The following is a 15,691-nucleotide window of genomic DNA, read 5'->3' on the forward strand; positions in this document are numbered from 1 at the left end:
AGACTAGAGTTGGACTTCAGCGTGATTGACCTTAGTGGCCGTGCCTTGCGTCAAGCTGGCTTCGCTGCAGGAAAGAGGGGCTTGCGTGGGATAAGGCCCTCTAGACTTCCAGGCCAAACGTCATTCCGCTTGCGGGTCGCTTCCAGAAGCTCTGGTCCCTGGTCAGAGACCGACCGGGTGGAAGACCGCATCAGGAGAATCTGAGATTTAGAGGAGACAGGGGCATCGCAGAGCATTTCTCATGCGCATCCCCAGCACCGAGCATCGTCTTATGATCGTCCTCGCCGGGCGAACCCGACGAGGACTTTTCCATATGCCTGAAACGGGCCTTGCGTAGCCGCCGGAGCAGGATGCTATCCGTTCAGTCCGGCGAAGAGATCGTCACTCCTGCGTCTAGGAGACAGCGCCGGTGTAAGAGTAGCCGATATACCGCTTAGCATCGATGGGGTCATATCCCAGGCGCTGACGCAACTTCTTGCGGAGCTTGCTGATATGCCCCTCTACGACGCTGTCTTCGACATCGTCGCTATAGAGGCCATAGACCGCATCGAAGATCTGTTTCTTCGTCAGGCGGTGCCCCTTCTTGCGCACGAGATACTCGAGGATGTGCCGCTCGCGACGCGGGAGCGTGAGGGGAATACCGTCGATCTCAGGATCGCGCCCGTCGAAAAAGACCTTCAGCCGGTCGCTGTCGTTCGAGCTCGCTTTTCCCGAGCTGGCATTCACGCGTCTCCAAACGGCTTCTGAGCGAGCAAGGATCTCTCTCACGTGAACGGGCTTGCGGACAACGTCGTCGAACTTCGCGGTGAAGAGTTCGAGCGTCTCCTCAAGAGAGCGCACATCGCTCAAAGCGATAATGGGAGCTTTGGAGTGCCGCCGAATGCTCTCGGCATAGCTCGCGCGCTGTTCAAAGCTGCCGAGAACGAAGCCCTGAATTGCTTCCATGTCGGTGTCAGAAGCCGACTCCAGCCATTCGCTGAATTCGGTCGAATACAAGCCAATGGAAGATACACCTTCCCGCTTGAAGCTTGCTACATATCCTGACGTCACTATCTGTCGATCATCGACAACGATATACATGTTTGGCCCCCAGCCATTAGTATAAATTACTTACTCAACTCAAATCACACCTTGCCGTTTCTTCGCCATATTTGACGGATACTTTTTTGTTCGGCATCTGGAAGCTATGCCTGTTCGTTTTGAGGGGCAATACGTATTGAGACAGAGGGTCAAGAGGGGGAAGGTTAATAGCTGTTAACGAATCAACATTTTTTCCTAGACCTGTCGCGGCCAAGACGTTTTCCTCATCCAGGAGAGGACAGAGTTAAGACAGTTCCTTACGTCGAAACGGTTTGGCAACGAGATCCTCAAGAAGCACCGGCCTGCGCCTCTTCGAGAGAGGTATGCTATGATATTCAATAACTCAGTATTTCCCGAAACGAGCCACTACGTAGTCCAGCCTAGAAGCCTACGTACTTCGTTGGGGTTATCGGGGCCAAGTTTCCTCTCGTCTTCGACTTATGATTCGCCTGCTATTCCATAGGCAGGCCGAGCCAATCGCGTTGGCGTGGCTGACCCTGTAGCGCCACAATCTTGCCCCAGTCTCTCCCCCTTTCAGGAATTGTTCGACTTTGGCGCGTGACGCCGGCGCAGTGCTGTGCCGTATTTTAAAAATATAGTTAATGTCTCCAGGGCAGCCACTCTCAAAGCATCCTTGACTCTTCTTGGGACGGCCCATACCATTTAAAGCAATGACCAAATGTTTTTGCCTTTAGGCATAAAGTCATTGAAGCACTATGGCATACCTTCTACTGAAGGTCCGGCATGATGCCCTGCCATTTTACCGGCCTGAGCCCGGATAATCCTGAACAACAGATCGAGCTTTTCTGCTTGAGGCATGACGCAATTCTGTTGGGTCGGTTGGATTCCGACATCGCTTGAGCAGATCATATTATCCCAGCCCGGGCGTATCTCGCATGTCAGAGAGTTCCAACACCGATCTCTATCCGGAGCGGCGCGAGGCCGACCGACTTGCTGCGCTTCGGAGTTTCCGCATCCTGGACACCGAACCGGAGGGCTTCTTCAACGAAATTGCCAGGATCGCGGCCCATATCTGCAATGCTCCGATTGGATTGATTAGCTTTGTCGATGAGCACAGGCAGTGGGTTAAGGCAGCTTACGGAACCGAACTGAGCGAAACGCCACGCGAGTTGTCAATCTGCACTCATACGATTTGTCAGTCAGGTCTTCTCGTGATCCCAGACCTGAGGAAAGATTCTCGTTTCAAAAACAATCCTCTTCTGGATATCAAGCCTCGCATCTCATTGTATGCCGGCATACCCCTGAGAACGAAGGATGACCTTCCCCTCGGCACATTGTGCGTGCTGGATTACAAGGCGCGCCGGCGAGGTCTCACGGAACAGCAAGCAGAAGCCCTCCAGAGCCTCGCTCAAGCTGTCTTGAACCAGCTCCATCTCAAGCAATCAGATCGAGCACTCGCAGAAGCCGAGACATTCAAGCAGCATCTTCTCGCGAGTTGCGGGGATTGCATTGCCGTTTTGGATCTTGATCTCCGCCTCCTCTATATGAATGAGAATGGCATGCGTGCCATGGAAGTGGAGAGCCTCGACTCGATCCAGGGACAGAGCTGGATTGATCTCTTTGCCGCCCGGGACGCCGAGGAGGCCGCTCAGGCCATGGAACGCGCAAGGACCGGGAGCGTCGGACGCTATAAGGGCTATTGCCCTGTGCATTCTGGAACGCCGAAGTGGTGGGACATCGTCGTCACGCCCATCATGAACGACGCTGGAGAACCTCAGACACTGTTGTGTGTGTCGCGTGACATAACGGAGATCCAGCGAACCGAAGAAAGCCTCCGTCAGAGCGAAGGCCGGTTCCGGACACTCGTAGATGTGATGCCGCTCTCATTCCTCTCGCCACAGGCTGTCTGGTTCAGCGACAGAACTGGTGCTTTTACCTACTGCAACGAGTACTGGTACGATTACACGGGCCTGGAGCGTGACAAGCGCAACAGCCATGGATGGGCATCCATCGTCCATCCGAGCCGGCGAGACGACGCCCTCAACCTCTTGAAGGAGGCCTTCTCGAAGAAGAACTCCTTCGAGGTTGAGATCCCCATACGTCGTGCATCCGACGACACCTATAGGTGGTTTATCGTTCGAGGCCAGCCGCTCAAGAATGAAGCAGGCGAAATCGAACAATGGTTCGGGATCGCAATGGATATTCACGAGCGCAAGCAGTCGGAGGAAGCTCTTCGTGACAGCGAAGAGCGCCTTCAGCTCGCGCTCAAGGCCGCCCATATGATGGCATGGGAGTTCAATCCCACAACAAGACTGACCAAACGTTCGGAGAATTCCCTTTCCCTCTCTGGAATTGCCGCTCGAGACAATGTGGAGATCTTTGGAGCTGTCCATCCGGCGGACCGGCCGAAGATCAAGCATTTCTTTGATCGCATTGAGATATATGGCTCTGACTCTGTCGAATGCCGTATCATCCAGCCGAGCGGCGACCTGCGATGGGTAAGGGCACGTGCTGAGAAAGCCGGGCCGAACAGAATTGTCGGGGTGACCTTCGACATAACCGACCATAAGGAAGCCGAAGAGGAGATCTGGCGCGCCGCCAATCATGACCCTCTGACCGGCCTGCCCAATCGCAGCCTGTTTCTACGTCGCCTTGAAATGGCATTATTTAATGCTCGTCAGAATGGCACCAGTGTCAGCTTGCTGATGATCGACCTTGATGAATTCAAGGACATCAACGATACCTTGGGACATGACGCCGGCGACGCTCTGCTGAAAGAAACGGCCACGCGCCTCTCAAGCATGGTGCGCGATTGCGACACGGTTGCGAGACTTGGAGGCGACGAGTTCGCCCTCCTCGTGGTCGAGCCCTTAAAGCTGGAAAACTCGGCCCGGCTCGGCTCCCTCATCCTGGAGACACTGCGTCAGCCCTTCACCTATCAAAAGCGCACCTTGATCAGTCGCGTCAGCATCGGAGTTGCTGCTTTCCCGGATCATGACGGTGAACCGGCAGAACTGATGAAGGATGCCGACATCGCGCTCTACCAGGCCAAGTCACAGGGGCGGAATCAGGTCGTCACGTATTCACCCCAAATGCGCCGGGTGACCGAGCAGCGGGTATCTCTGGGAAGAAGCGTGCGTGAAGCGATTTCCAACCATGAGATCCTCCCCTTCTATCAGCCGAAGGTTTGCCTCAACACGGGTCAGATCGTGGGCTTCGAGGCTCTTGCGCGTTGGCGTCATCCTGCTCGGGGCATATTGACACCGGCAACCTTTGGCGCCGCTTTCGAAGATCACGAGCTCGCGTCGGAGATCGGCAAGCTGCTGATGTCGACTGTCGCCACGGACTTGCGTCAATGGCTCGACGACGACGTTCCCTTCGGCCGCGTCGCATTAAATCTCTCGCCTGCAGAGTTCATCCAGCCTGGCATGGTCGACAACATGCTCAGAACGCTCGACTGGATAAAGGTATCACCCAAATTCCTTGAGGTTGAAGTCACGGAAACGGTTCTTCTCGGGCGGAACTCCGACAATGTTTCCAAGCTCCTGCAGGAATTCCGTCAGCATGATATCCACATCGCCTTGGATGATTTCGGCACCGGCTACGCATCCTTGACGCATTTGAAGCAGTTCCCGGTCAATCACATCAAGATCGACCGCAGCTTCGTTCAAAACCTCGAAAACGATCCTGACGACGAAGCAATCATTGCTGCCGTCATTGGCCTTGGAAAGAGCTTAAAGCTGAAGGTAACAGCTGAAGGTGTCGAGACATTCGGACAAGCGCAACGTCTGCATAATCTCGGCTGCGATCATGTCCAGGGCTACTTTTATGCAAAGCCGGTACCGGCTTGTGAGATTCCCGGCCTGCTGGCCCAGTGGAACCAAAAAGCCGTCCACCGCAGGCCGGTGGGAAAAGCATTCCTCCGGGCACATTGACCATCAAGCGCTCTCGATGCTCAGCAGCAGGGAGCGCTCACTGCTGGTCCTCTCAAGCGAACAGCATCTCGCACCTGCCGGTGAGATGTCAGAGGTCATAGATATGATATTTTGTACCATAAATGGGCCGTGCCCTTCGGACCCATAGACGGACAAGCTTGTCTATAACCATGTTTATATTGAATTTTACATTTCACTTTGGTAGCCGGGCCAGTCAATCTGACACAACCAACAGCACGCCTCGGCTGGCCATTCATGACCTCCACCACAACCAGGGACGGTTTCTCCGAAAGGACAGAGGCATCAGGCTTTTCTATTCTGCGTCAATTGCAGATTCTGGATACGGCGCCTGAAGCGGCCTTTGACGATATCGTCCAACTCGCTGCCGATATTTGTGGGTGTCCGGTCGCAGCAATAGGCTTCTTCGACGAAGAAAGACATTGGCTCAAAGCCAAGCTCGGCAATATCCCAAGCGAGATCCCTTTAGCGGACTCGATCTGTGTCCGTGCTCTCCAGCCGACAGGATCAGTCAGCATAGGAGATCTCTCTCACCATCCCGAGTTCAGCGAGAACCCCTTTGTCGTAGGTGAACCGCATCTGCGGTTTTATGCTGCGGTTCCCATTACATTCGAAAGCGGCCCCATTCTCGGCTCGCTCTGCATCTTTGACCACACACCCCGTCCTGCGGGACTATCGTCGAAACAGTCACGGGCACTGCTTGCCCTCTCGCGCTTCGCGACCCGCGAGATCAAGCTCAGGCAAACGAGCCTTGCCCATGCTGACCGGGGCAACCCATGCAAGGTTGAGCAGCAGGCTGATACAAGCGCCGATACTCATCCGCAAAAACCTGCTGCTGAAGATCTGCGCGTAAGCGAGCAGCGGTATCGCGCATTGATTGAAACCAGCACGGCTATCGGCTGGCGCGCGAATGCGGAAGGTTCATACATCGAGGGCTGGGGCTGGCATGAGTTCTGCGGCCGAGAGCCGGTGGTTGGCGCACCGCTTGGCTGGATGGACATCATTCACCCCGAAGATCGTGAGCACGCCATCACCGCTTGGAAGAAAACCGTCCATGCGGCGCAACCGGTGAAGATTGTTCACCGGATCCTCGGACGCGACGGCGATTACCGATGGGTGTCCTGCAGGGCCGTACCGCTCCTGGACGAAGCTGGAAAAGTTCAGGAATGGGCTGGCACCATTTCTGACATCCACGACCGCAGAATAGCCGAGGACAAGCTGCGTGACAGCGAAGAGCGCCTGCGCTTGGCTGTTGAAACCACCGGCTTGGGCATCTGGGACTTCGATATCCTGACGGGCGAGCATCAATGGACGCTCGAAGCGTACGAGCTTCTCGGTCTGAACCCAGACGCAATCATCTACAAGGATGCTATTCTGTCCCTCGTTCATCCTGAGGACCGAGACCGTATCGAACGAAAGTTCTTCGCCCATCCGGCCAATAGCGATCTCACATACAGCTGCACCTTCCGCATTCTTCGTGCAGACACCGGTGAAGAGCGTTGGATTTCGGCGACAGGCCGAACCGTGCTGGACGTCGGTGGGAAGCCCGTCCGTAGAATCGGCACTGCTCAAGATGTCACCAGCCGTAAACTGGCGGAGCTCGCTCTTAAATCGAGCGAGGAGCAGTTGAGCCGAAGCGAAGCCCATCTGCGGTCCATTCTCGAAACCGTTCCCGATGCCATGATCGTGGCGGACGAGAAAGGGATCATTCGTTCATTCAGCGCCACGGCTGAGCATGTCTTCGGCTACCAGCCCGATGAGGTGATCGGTACCAACGTCAAGTTTCTGATGCCTCTGCCCTACCGCGAGCAGCATGATGCTTATATCGGCCGTTATCGTGCGAGCGGCGAGCGCCGGATCATCGGCAGCAGCCGCGTGGCCGTGGCACAGCGCAAGGACGGATCAACCTTCCCAATGGAAGTTCAGGTCGGCGAGATGCGCTGGGAAGGCGAGCGCTTCTTCACGGCGTTCATCCGGGATCTGACAGAGCGCCAATACACCGAGATGCGGATGCAGGAGTTGCAGTCCGAACTCGCCTATATGTCCCGTCTTACGGCCATGGGCGAGATGGGCTCGACACTGGCGCATGAGATCAATCAGCCATTGACAGCCATAGCCAGCTACCTGAAGGGGTGTGGCCTCATCCTGGATCGCATGGAAGGCGAACAGGTCGACATGGTCAGGATGGCCGTCGACGAGGCAGCCGAGGAAGCCCTGCGGGCGGGCGAGGTCATACGACAGCTGAGGGAGTTCGTTGCGCGCGGCGAAAGCGAGCATCGAGTCGAGGAATTGCAGCGGCTGATCGAGGAGGCAGGCGCTCTTGGGCTCGTTGGGGCCAAGGAGAAAGGCGTTCAGGTCGAGTTCGACTTTCCACCGAATGGACTTCATGTCATCGTCAATCGTGTGCAAATCCAGCAGGTCTTGATCAATCTTCTCCGCAATGCGGTTGAGGCCATGCATGACGTCCAGAATCGCAGCTTGAGCATCCGCGCCAGATTGGTGCATGACGAAACGGTGGTTCAGATCAGTGTGCAGGACACAGGCCCAGGCATTGCGCCGGAAGTCTTGAGCAAGCTCTTCAAGCCGTTCACGACGACCAAAAAAAGCGGCATGGGTGTCGGCCTCTCGATCTGCAGGACGATCGTGGAATCCCACGGGGGAAAGATCTGGGCAGACTCGACCCGAGGTGAAGGAACCACGTTCCATTTCACCCTAAAGACCGTCGACACTGATGAGGTCGCCCATCCTGAAGCCTACTGATCAGGCCGCGATCAGCACGAGGTTGAACGATCGTTCGCCAGAGCGAAAGCTTCTCCTGAACCAATCACTGCTCATGACAACGGAAGAGCCATCTCGACGAGAGGAAGATGCCCCATTGCTCATTTTTTGAGCTTTGCCAAGAGCTCTGCCGGATTCATCATGCAGAGATTGCAGAGTCCCAGGTTCTCCAGCCTCGCAGAAGGAGCCTTGCTCATGGTGGGTGTTGAGAAGAAAGCCACTCAGGATGGCACATTTACGGTTTATCGCGACAACAATGCTGTGGCCTGGGGGCTTACCAGTTCGGCCGCCGATGCGCTGATCGAGAAGCTGCTCGGCGGTCGACGCTTATGATCGGCTCATGGGAGCTTTGCGCGTGCATTTCGTATTCCGCGACACCATCCGCTCAATGAGGATCGAGCATGCGCTTGCGGAGATGTGGCACTCGGAGAGAGAATCATAGCGGTTGGTTCAAGCACGACCTTCAAAAGCAGTCCGTCGATGGCGGCCAACTCGCGGCTCTGGACGACAACTCTCCATTTGATCCGCAGGTTCATTCCCTAAGCAGCATCATCATCCGGAAGAAGGAGAACATCTTCCCGCGCAAAGCAGACTGTCGCCGGTTGGCCTCGCTCGAGTGGCTGAGTGCTCGCATTGTTGAAAGTATCGACGGTGATGACTTTTTGCTCCGTTCGCACCTTGATGCGAATGATTGGACCGAGGAAATTCACCTCCTCGGCGACACCTTCGAGGCGACCATCTCGCAGCCTGACGCTGCCGATGGAGATGAGTTCCGGCCGCACGTCCAGCATGCATGATGAGCCGGCAGCAGCATTCGACAGAGCATCCAGGAGGATGGTGCTCTATCCGTCGAGGCTCACGCGCCCGGTTTTCGATCGACAATTGTCGCCTGCAACAGGTTCAACGTGCCGATAAAGGATGCAACAAACCGTGTGGCTGGACGGTTGCAGATGTTGGAAGGAGCGCCGATCTACTCGACCCGGCCATCGTGCATCACGACGAGGCGATCGGACATCGAAACGGCCTCTTCCTGGTCGTGAGTGGCATAGATCGTCGTGATGCCCAGTTCGCGCTGCACCGCACGAATCTCATCCCGCAGCGAGATGCGGATTTTCGCATCAAGCGCGGACAGCGGCTCATCCGGCAGCAGTATCCGTGGCTATGGAGCCAAGGCGCGATCGCATGCTGTCGGACGGCGGCAAGATTGTCCAACATGAGGCCCGTAGGATCGGGATACAGCCGGCGTCCATCGGAGAGATCGAAGTAGTAGTGCTGCATGCTGGCTGTTTAGGAAAGTCATCTGGCATCCATATGACAACCGCACCATTCCTCCGAAGTTTTTTGAAAATTCTCGATCGCACAGAAGCCTGGACGAGCAAAAGCAATCAAGAAGGACGGGCCAGAACGTTCCGATCACACGGCATGTCGTAGGCAAGTTGACAGAAATAACTTTCTAGACGGCCAGGTTTAACTTCCAGGCAGGAAGTTGCACGCCTCAAGCTCCAGAGCAATCACTGCTTGGAGCAAAACTCATGCTGTTCAGCTTGCGTAGCAAGTTGGCTGCGGTCGTCGGCCTGGTGGGCCTTGCAGCGCTCGGCCTTGCTGGGTTTACTTCCGTACAAATGATCAAGACCACGCGACGGCCGTGGCTGTAGAAGCTGCGTGGAGTGGCGCGTTGCAGGCCCAAACTCTCGGTCGCGCAATCGAGCATGCCGTCGTGGCGTCTCACGCCATCTATACGACTGAGGATAAAGAGGACGCAAAGCAGGAATTTCGGTCGCTCGCTAATGGCCCACCGTCTGCAGGAGTTCATCGCATATCAGAAGGACACCGCCCAGCTTGGCATGAATGTCCCGCCAAAAGTCGCGCTGATTCAGGCGACGGATGAAGCGACGATCAAGGGCCGCGAGGTGATGATCAAGGCGATTTGCCGTCGTGGCTCATGAAGTCAAAGAGTTGGCAGGCCGGACAAGTCGGGCGACGGACCGGATCTCTGAGCAGATCCGCGCCATCCAGGGCGCAGCCGATGTAACGGTCATGGCAATTACGAAGGCCGGTGATACCATCCGGGAGATCAACTCCATTGGCAACGTCGTTGCAACGGCAGCGGGCGAGCAACAGGAAGCCACGCGGCGGATCGCTGAAAGCATTGCAGGTGCGGCCGCCATTACTCGGGACATGGCAAGCGGGATCGTGTCGGTGCAAACTGCAGCGACGTCGAGCGGAGCCACGGCAGAAAATGTTCTAGAGGTTTCGCTCATCTTGCAGAACTCTCCCACAAGCTGAGCAACGAGATCACTGATTTTCTGTCCCGAGTACCAGCAGCATAGTGGCGGTCGAGAGCAATCCGGCTCCGCTGTGACTGTTCGATCCGGAAGGACTGCGCATTCTTCGTGTCAGCGACGCCGTCTCCCATGACGGATATCCGCATGAGCGGTCCAAGAGGATGACGTTGCTCCATATCCGGCCACGTGAATGGAGCAGGACGACGCTCATTCGTCCATAGGAGCGCTCATCTGGGGGAACGTGACAACGAGCTGATTACCCTTCCATTCGAGCCGGAGGTGATCTGTCTCCGGCGTGATCATCCGCGCTGTCGTCTTGCTGAGTTTGCGTGCATCAACTCATCCTCGCGACCACTCAGACAGCCAGTATGAAGCTAGGCACGAGGAACCCCGCTTCCACCATCACGTTGGCTACACCAGCACGCAGGAATTAAGGCCACGCTCATGATCCGCCAATTCTGCCATCAGGACGTGGACGATCCTTGTCACAACACTCAGGAAGTCCGGCAGCGGGCCGCGAGCCACATCAGCCGTTGTGAGAACTCTCTCGAGAGCCTGCACGGTGCCGGATTCGGCGCTCATCGGCAAGACGTTCAGAGCGGCAGCAGACACTGATCTCGCTTAAGGCTTCACGCGGCTTCGCGTGCACGCACAGAGGCCGCACCTACGTCAATGCCTCTCACGGCAGGTTCATAGGAGACGCGAAATGCCACAGAATGCAGGTCACAACCAGGGCGGTGTCAACAAGACCCGCGACAAGAGCGCGGATAAAAAGCGCCGGGGTGAGAACACCTCAGGCGCAGGCCGCACCGAGGCAAACCCTCTCGATCCCGGAACCCGCACGGACGGCGGAGCGCCAGACAGACAACGCTGAGTCTACCAGGCGCGACTGATAGATCAGGGTCTAAACGCTGAATTGCAAGAAGAAGCTACGCTATGGCGAGGGAACCCAAGAAAGGCCCATCAGGCCAGCAGAACGCTCCCGATGTCGGCAATCCGAGTCTGGGTGGCGGCACAGGCAACCAGACAACAGGTGGAATCGGCAGCCGGAACACGGGGCCGGGCCATAAGATGGAGAAGCAGAGCAACTGGAAGCATTGACCCTGCCGAAGGCCACACCCTTGGGTGATCAGGGCAATGCGGTTGCTGTCATCATTTTTCCTATCGACTTGCGGGATTTTGCGGTGAAGCCCGATGGGCTCTGCTCCGTCTGATCCTTCCTGTGCTTCACCGGTTGTGCCGGCCATCATCGCGCCTCTCGTACCCTGTATCAGACAATGGAGAGATCAGCGTCGGTTCCACCGATGGGAATCCCCGGGAGGACCAATAGACGTTCATCTCAGGTCCTGCTTGAGCGCGGAGGCATCCATGAATGTTCGAAAACTTGAGAAGAGTGAATGGCAGGGATTTTGTGACCATCTCTCGAGAATTTTGACCGGGGCTCGCACAGAGATCCGTGTCCAGTCCCTGACTTTGGGCGATCAGGTCGAAGCTGAATGGTTGCCTCTGCTCGGGATGGTTTATGATGCAAAGGACGACATGATCGAAATTGCCATGGAAGGACTCGATCACATGATCCGCCACCCCCGAGAGATCTCTGTCGAAGAGGGAAGCAACGGCATCATCAGCGTACGGGTGATCGACGGCGACGGCAGACAGCAGATCGCTATGTTTCGTGAGCCGCTGATGCTACCTGGACCATGAGCCACTCAAACGAGAGCAGTCGGTAAGGGTGGTGCCTGTGATCGGACGTGAGGATACGTGCGTTGTGAAAGGCCGATCAATGCCAAGACGCGCAGAAAACTCCCGCCGATGATGAGACGTGGAAGATCTCGTCGTGACACGCGCGTCACAAGCAGGTTGGCTTCGTGAGATTTTGTATTTTCAAGGAGAAGAATGGCGCGCCCGAAAGGATTCGAACCTCTGACCCCCAGATTCGTAGTCTGGTGCTCTATCCAGCTGAGCTACGGGCGCTTGGTCGGCAGGTCGTTGCGAGAAGCAACATCAGCCGAGGCGGGTGACTTAAAGGGTTCTGACGCGCTTGGCAAGCCTCCTTTGAAGAGATTTTGCACAAAGCTCATTATGTCTCCTGAACGGAGGCACGATCCGGGATCGTGATCCGGAAACAGGTGTGGCCCTCGCCCTCATCGAGACTGATCGTGCCGCCATGAAGCTGGATCAGCTCCGCCGCAATCGTGAGCCCTAAGCCCGTGCCGCCCTTGTGGGCGGAGCTCTGGAAGGGTGTGAAGAGATCGGCCTTCACCCGCTCCGGGATTCCAGGGCCGTTGTCCTCAACGAGAATGGTAACTGTATTCCCTTCTCGGCTGGCCTTGATGTCGATGCAGGGCTGGCCCTGGCTGGGTCCGGTCTGGCTCAAGGCCTGCACGGCGTTGCGCACGAGATTGACGAGCACCCGTGAGAGCTGGTCCTTGTCCGCGTCGACCATCAAGCCCTCCGGCACATGGGCCTTGAAGGCGATGCCGACTTCCGGCGCGAGATCCGTCAGATTCGACAGGTCCTCGACCAGCGGCGCAAGGGGAATCAGCCGGCGCTGCGGCAGTGGCTCGGTGGCGCGGCCATAGGCGAGCGTCGTTTCGCAGAAGGCGATGGCGCGGTCGAGGGTGGCCACGAGCCGGGGCGCGACCCGCTGCGCGGTCTCGTCGTTCACCCGCTCGAGACGATCCGTCAGAAGCTGGGCCGTGGTCAGCATGTTGCGCAATTCGTGATTGATCTTACTGACCGCAAGGCCGAGCTGCGCGAGGCGCCGCTTCTGGCGAAGCTCGTCGGCCAAGGTCGTTTCCATGCGCGCCAGGGCCTGCTCGGCAAGGCCGATCTCATCCGCCCGGTCCGTCGGCTGGATGACGCGAGAGGCGTCCTCCGGATTGCCGGAAAATTCCGCGATGTTGCCGGTCAATCTCCGCACGGGCCGAACGATGACCCATTGCAGGGTGAGATAGACCAGACTCGCCGTGATGAGGGAAATGAAGAGCGACAGAAGCAGGATGTTGCGGGAGAAATCGAGCATGGCGGCCCGCAAGGGGCGCTGATCGAGAATGATCTCGACGAAATCGACCCCCATGCCGTGGCCGATCACCCGAATCGGCTTGTCGGCCGGATAGAACAGGGCATCGAAAGCATCGCTCACGAGATCGATCCATTTCGCATCCCGCAAATCGATGCTCTTGCTCACCTCGGGCGGAACATCGCTGATGGCCAGGAGGCTCCTGCGCCCTCCGCCGCGCAGCGCGATGGCCTGAGCCCCGACGCCTTGGAGGAGGCGCAGTTCGAGGTCTTCTGGCAAACTCTCTTCGGGCGCGGCATCGAGCACCATGGCCGCGATCTGCGCCGCGGCGATGCGGTCGTTCAGCCAGGTCTGGCGAAAATTGGCGATCGAAGGCACATAGATCAGCACCTCCGCGATCATCACGAAAAGGATGGTCAACAGCAGCAGGCGCGCGGAAAGCCCGAACTGGCTCAGGATTCGCCATGCCAATGATTGCGGCCGCTCGACGTCCATGCCCGCCTATCCCAAGCGGCGAAGCAATCCGATCGCTCGCCGCAACCAAGGATTCTGAGCCGAAGGCTTCAGAAACTCCACCGCCGTGCTCTTTGTCACCTCGGAGAAGGTGGGGTACGGATAGACCAAGCCGGCAAGATCGGAAACCGTCAATCCTTTCGTCAAGGCGAGGACCCACGGCATGATCAGCTCGTCGGCATGAGCCCCGGCGATCGTGCATCCCAGGATTCTCCCGCGCGGCGTCACAACGGCCTTCACATGACCCTCGGTTGTCCCCTCGGCCCAGGCCCTGTCGTTCTCCGAAAAGCTGCAGCGCAGGATCTGGATGGCTCCATGCCTCTCTCGGGCCTCGGCCTCGGTGAGCCCCACGGCGGCCAGTTCCGGATCGGTGTAGAGCACACGGGGGATCGGTGCCTGCCCGACCCTGGCCGGCAAGCGGAACAGCGCATTGCGGATCACGAGCCCGGCATGATGATTCCACCTGGGTGAAGCGCGCTCCCGCCCCTGCTCCACCGGCGCAATCGCCGATGGCATAGACCCTCCTGTTGGTCGTTTGCAGCCGCCGGTCGGCCACGATGCCGGATGCATCGATCTCGATGCTGGCCCCTCCAGGCCAAGGCCCTCGACCACGGCCTGTCGGCCAGCCGCAATCAGCAGATGGCTGCCTTCGATGGGCTCGGGCTCGCCTTGAAGGAAGACGGCCACACGCCCGCCCTCCCTCGGCTCGACCCTCTCGACGGCCCGGCCGGCGCGCAGGGCGATCCCCTCCCATCTTGCCCTTCTCGATCAGCACGACGGAGACCCCGAAGGCCGCGGCCATGGCCGCCACCGACAGGCCGGCGGATCCGGCCCCGATCACGCAGAGTCGGGCTTCAACGGCTCATCAGGCTTTTCTTTCTTTGTCTTCATGGCTGCCCCCTGTTCGCCGATATCTGACCACAATGGGAGCCAATGCCAAAGTTCCTAGGACCGCCAGGGCCCCCATCAGCTCGGGCGTCAGCAGGCTCTTGGCATCGAAGTCGACAGCGCAATCTGCCCCACCGGCCGCAAGGCATTGCTGGCGGACCCTTTCATGCTTGGCAATGACTTCATCGAGCCCGGACCCGGCAAAGGCAAAGGCGAACGAGACCGGGAGCATCCCGATATAGGTTGCAAGCACATAGTATTTCAGCCGCATGCCGAAGAAAGCGGCTGCCAGATTGGTCAGCCAGAAGGGCATGACGGGCATCAGTCTCAAGAAAAGGAGATAGGAGAAGGCCCGCCTCTGGAAGCCTTCCGCCAGACTCTGGATCCGGGAGCCCGCCCGCTCCAGGAGAGGCCGCCCGAGGGAGGTACGGGCGATCAAAAAGATGCTCGTCGCTCCCAGGGTCGCCGCCATGGAAGCAACCGTGCCGCCCAGGAGCCAGCCGAAGAGATAGCCACCGATGGTCGTCAGAAAGGCGGAGGCCGGCAGGGACAGGGTCACGGCGGACACATAGACGAGCACATAAAGCCCCAGCATCGACAGGCGATGCTCCGCCACCATCTGCCGGAGCTGAACCTGGTAATGGACGAAGGTTTCGAAGCTCAGCGACCGGTGGAGGCCCGTGGCGAAGACCGCCCCGATCGCGATCAGGAGGATCGCAAGGGGCAGATATCTCCAAAGTTCAAGGCTCGTTGCCTCCCCTTCAGGTGTATCATTCTTGTCTGCCACGCTTCCTCCCGGCCAAGAGCCTCTATATAGCGCCTCCCATTCTCGCGCCTACAGGCTCCCGCCCGGGACAATGTGAGGGGCCGAGCAGCCTGATTGCCGCATGAAGGCCAGAGCAGCGTTGACTTTGCCCCTCCGTTCCGTCATAAGCCCGCAAGCTGACAGCGCTCTTCTTGGGGCGCTGATCGTTTTTTCGAGACAGTTTCGGGGGCAACCCCTTATCTAACCAGACGGGCGCGAGCCTTCGAGCACCGCTGCCCCTTTCGACCGGAGATGTGCCGTGAAGAGGACGTATCAACCGAGCAAGCTGGTTCGCAAGCGCCGCCACGGCTTCCGTGCGCGCATGGCGACCAAGGGCGGCCGTAAGGTCATTGCTGCTCGCCGCGCCCATGGCCGCAAGCGCCTGTCGGCGTAAGCAGCCTTAAGG

At 57.9% G+C, this 15,691-nt stretch carries 16 protein-coding genes, 1 tRNA gene and 1 pseudogene; 9 read left to right on the forward strand and 9 right to left on the reverse strand.

The features are described from left to right. Positions 1–393 precede the first annotated feature (393 nt). Together AA309_RS03650 and AA309_RS37175 are read right to left on the reverse strand one after the other, a co-directional pair. Positions 394–1,080, reverse strand: a complete 687-nt coding sequence (locus tag AA309_RS03650) for a response regulator transcription factor (RefSeq protein WP_047187638.1) — start codon at positions 1,078–1,080, stop codon at positions 394–396. A gap of 899 nt (positions 1,081–1,979) precedes the next feature. Further along, complete coding sequence (locus tag AA309_RS37175) at positions 1,980–2,111, reverse strand: hypothetical protein (RefSeq protein ID WP_280136873.1); 132 nt, start codon at positions 2,109–2,111, stop codon at positions 1,980–1,982. Here AA309_RS37175 and AA309_RS31635 point away from each other — a divergent pair, their 5' ends adjacent. From AA309_RS31635 to AA309_RS35740, 3 genes are all read left to right on the forward strand, one after another. Beyond that, positions 2,112–4,976 (forward strand): bifunctional diguanylate cyclase/phosphodiesterase, encoded by a 2,865-nt coding sequence (locus AA309_RS31635; RefSeq protein WP_483127776.1) that lies wholly within the window; start codon positions 2,112–2,114, stop codon positions 4,974–4,976. A gap of 255 nt (positions 4,977–5,231) precedes the next feature. Next, on the forward strand, positions 5,232–7,754 hold the full coding sequence (locus AA309_RS32825; protein WP_084730836.1) for a PAS domain S-box protein: 2,523 nt from the start codon (positions 5,232–5,234) through the stop codon (positions 7,752–7,754). Between the two features lie 213 nt (positions 7,755–7,967). After that, positions 7,968–8,105: a hypothetical protein gene (locus AA309_RS35740; RefSeq protein ID WP_200901941.1), complete on the forward strand. Its 138-nt coding sequence runs from the start codon at positions 7,968–7,970 to the stop codon at positions 8,103–8,105. Between the two features lie 206 nt (positions 8,106–8,311). On the opposite strand, the gene AA309_RS37570 is transcribed toward AA309_RS35740, so the two are convergent. Then, positions 8,312–8,563: a TOBE domain-containing protein gene (locus AA309_RS37570; RefSeq protein ID WP_052954463.1), complete on the reverse strand. Its 252-nt coding sequence runs from the start codon at positions 8,561–8,563 to the stop codon at positions 8,312–8,314. 427 nt (positions 8,564–8,990) lie between these two features. Next, positions 8,991–9,050: pseudogene (locus AA309_RS37575) on the reverse strand (hypothetical protein); the annotation flags it as partial. Positions 9,051–9,559: 509 nt separating this feature from the next. Here AA309_RS37575 and AA309_RS35040 point away from each other — a divergent pair. Continuing rightward, positions 9,560–9,718 (forward strand): hypothetical protein, encoded by a 159-nt coding sequence (locus tag AA309_RS35040; protein ID WP_160310390.1) that lies wholly within the window; start codon positions 9,560–9,562, stop codon positions 9,716–9,718. Then, positions 9,708–10,058 carry a hypothetical protein gene (locus AA309_RS03675; RefSeq protein WP_150117376.1) on the forward strand — a complete coding sequence of 117 codons (351 nt, stop codon included), beginning with the start codon at positions 9,708–9,710 and terminating at the stop codon, positions 10,056–10,058. Before AA309_RS35040 ends, AA309_RS03675 begins: the two co-directional genes overlap by 11 nt. A gap of 410 nt (positions 10,059–10,468) precedes the next feature. On the opposite strand, the gene AA309_RS35045 is transcribed toward AA309_RS03675, so the two are convergent. After that, on the reverse strand, positions 10,469–10,639 hold the full coding sequence (locus AA309_RS35045) for a hypothetical protein (RefSeq protein WP_160310391.1): 171 nt from the start codon (positions 10,637–10,639) through the stop codon (positions 10,469–10,471). A gap of 124 nt (positions 10,640–10,763) precedes the next feature. On the opposite strand from AA309_RS35045, the gene AA309_RS35050 reads away from it, so the two are divergent. The 3 genes from AA309_RS35050 (at position 10,764) to AA309_RS03685 (ending at position 11,761) form a co-directional block, all read left to right on the forward strand. Then, on the forward strand, positions 10,764–10,931 hold the full coding sequence (locus AA309_RS35050) for a hypothetical protein (protein WP_160310392.1): 168 nt from the start codon (positions 10,764–10,766) through the stop codon (positions 10,929–10,931). A gap of 62 nt (positions 10,932–10,993) precedes the next feature. Beyond that, complete coding sequence (locus AA309_RS35055) at positions 10,994–11,158, forward strand: hypothetical protein (RefSeq protein ID WP_160310393.1); 165 nt, start codon at positions 10,994–10,996, stop codon at positions 11,156–11,158. A gap of 267 nt (positions 11,159–11,425) precedes the next feature. Next, positions 11,426–11,761 (forward strand): DUF5335 domain-containing protein, encoded by a 336-nt coding sequence (locus AA309_RS03685; protein ID WP_047187642.1) that lies wholly within the window; start codon positions 11,426–11,428, stop codon positions 11,759–11,761. A gap of 193 nt (positions 11,762–11,954) precedes the next feature. On the opposite strand, the gene AA309_RS03690 is transcribed toward AA309_RS03685, so the two are convergent. The 4 genes from AA309_RS03690 to AA309_RS03705 all read right to left on the reverse strand — a co-directional run bounded on the left by AA309_RS03690 (position 11,955) and on the right by AA309_RS03705 (position 15,267). Next, positions 11,955–12,031, reverse strand: a tRNA-Arg gene (locus AA309_RS03690). A gap of 106 nt (positions 12,032–12,137) precedes the next feature. After that, a complete protein-coding gene (locus AA309_RS03695) occupies positions 12,138–13,574 on the reverse strand; it encodes a sensor histidine kinase (protein ID WP_047187643.1) in 1,437 nt (478 codons plus the stop codon). 6 nt (positions 13,575–13,580) lie between these two features. Continuing rightward, complete coding sequence (locus AA309_RS03700) at positions 13,581–14,279, reverse strand: NAD(P)/FAD-dependent oxidoreductase (RefSeq protein WP_052954464.1); 699 nt, start codon at positions 14,277–14,279, stop codon at positions 13,581–13,583. Between the two features lie 178 nt (positions 14,280–14,457). Further along, a complete protein-coding gene (locus AA309_RS03705) occupies positions 14,458–15,267 on the reverse strand; it encodes a TVP38/TMEM64 family protein (protein WP_047187644.1) in 810 nt (269 codons plus the stop codon). A gap of 277 nt (positions 15,268–15,544) precedes the next feature. Here AA309_RS03705 and rpmH point away from each other — a divergent pair, with 277 nt between their 5' ends. Beyond that, the gene (gene rpmH / locus AA309_RS03710; protein ID WP_027314822.1) at positions 15,545–15,679 is read left to right on the forward strand and encodes a 50S ribosomal protein L34; all 135 of its coding nucleotides are present in this window, start codon (positions 15,545–15,547) and stop codon (positions 15,677–15,679) included. Positions 15,680–15,691 lie beyond the last annotated feature (12 nt).

It is taken from the genome of Microvirga vignae (assembly GCF_001017175.1).
GTDB classification, from domain to species: domain Bacteria; phylum Pseudomonadota; class Alphaproteobacteria; order Rhizobiales; family Beijerinckiaceae; genus Microvirga; species Microvirga vignae.

Bases quoted from the DNA above. Each gene is read 5' to 3' on its own strand.
- AA309_RS03650 (WP_047187638.1), bottom strand. From the start codon at position 1,080: ATGTATATCGTTGTCGATGATCGACAGATAGTGACGTCAGGATATGTA.
- AA309_RS37175 (WP_280136873.1), bottom strand. From the start codon at position 2,111: ATGGGCCGCGATCCTGGCAATTTCGTTGAAGAAGCCCTCCGGTTCGGT.
- AA309_RS32825 (WP_084730836.1), top strand. From the start codon at position 5,232: ATGACCTCCACCACAACCAGGGACGGTTTCTCCGAAAGGACAGAGGCA.
- AA309_RS35740 (WP_200901941.1), top strand. From the start codon at position 7,968: ATGGTGGGTGTTGAGAAGAAAGCCACTCAGGATGGCACATTTACGGTT.
- AA309_RS37570 (WP_052954463.1), bottom strand. From the start codon at position 8,563: ATGCTGGACGTGCGGCCGGAACTCATCTCCATCGGCAGCGTCAGGCTG.
- AA309_RS35040 (WP_160310390.1), top strand. From the start codon at position 9,560: ATGGCCCACCGTCTGCAGGAGTTCATCGCATATCAGAAGGACACCGCC.
- AA309_RS35045 (WP_160310391.1), bottom strand. From the start codon at position 10,639: ATGAGCGCCGAATCCGGCACCGTGCAGGCTCTCGAGAGAGTTCTCACA.
- AA309_RS35050 (WP_160310392.1), top strand. From the start codon at position 10,764: ATGCCACAGAATGCAGGTCACAACCAGGGCGGTGTCAACAAGACCCGC.
- AA309_RS35055 (WP_160310393.1), top strand. From the start codon at position 10,994: ATGGCGAGGGAACCCAAGAAAGGCCCATCAGGCCAGCAGAACGCTCCC.
- AA309_RS03685 (WP_047187642.1), top strand. From the start codon at position 11,426: ATGAATGTTCGAAAACTTGAGAAGAGTGAATGGCAGGGATTTTGTGAC.
- AA309_RS03695 (WP_047187643.1), bottom strand. From the start codon at position 13,574: ATGGACGTCGAGCGGCCGCAATCATTGGCATGGCGAATCCTGAGCCAG.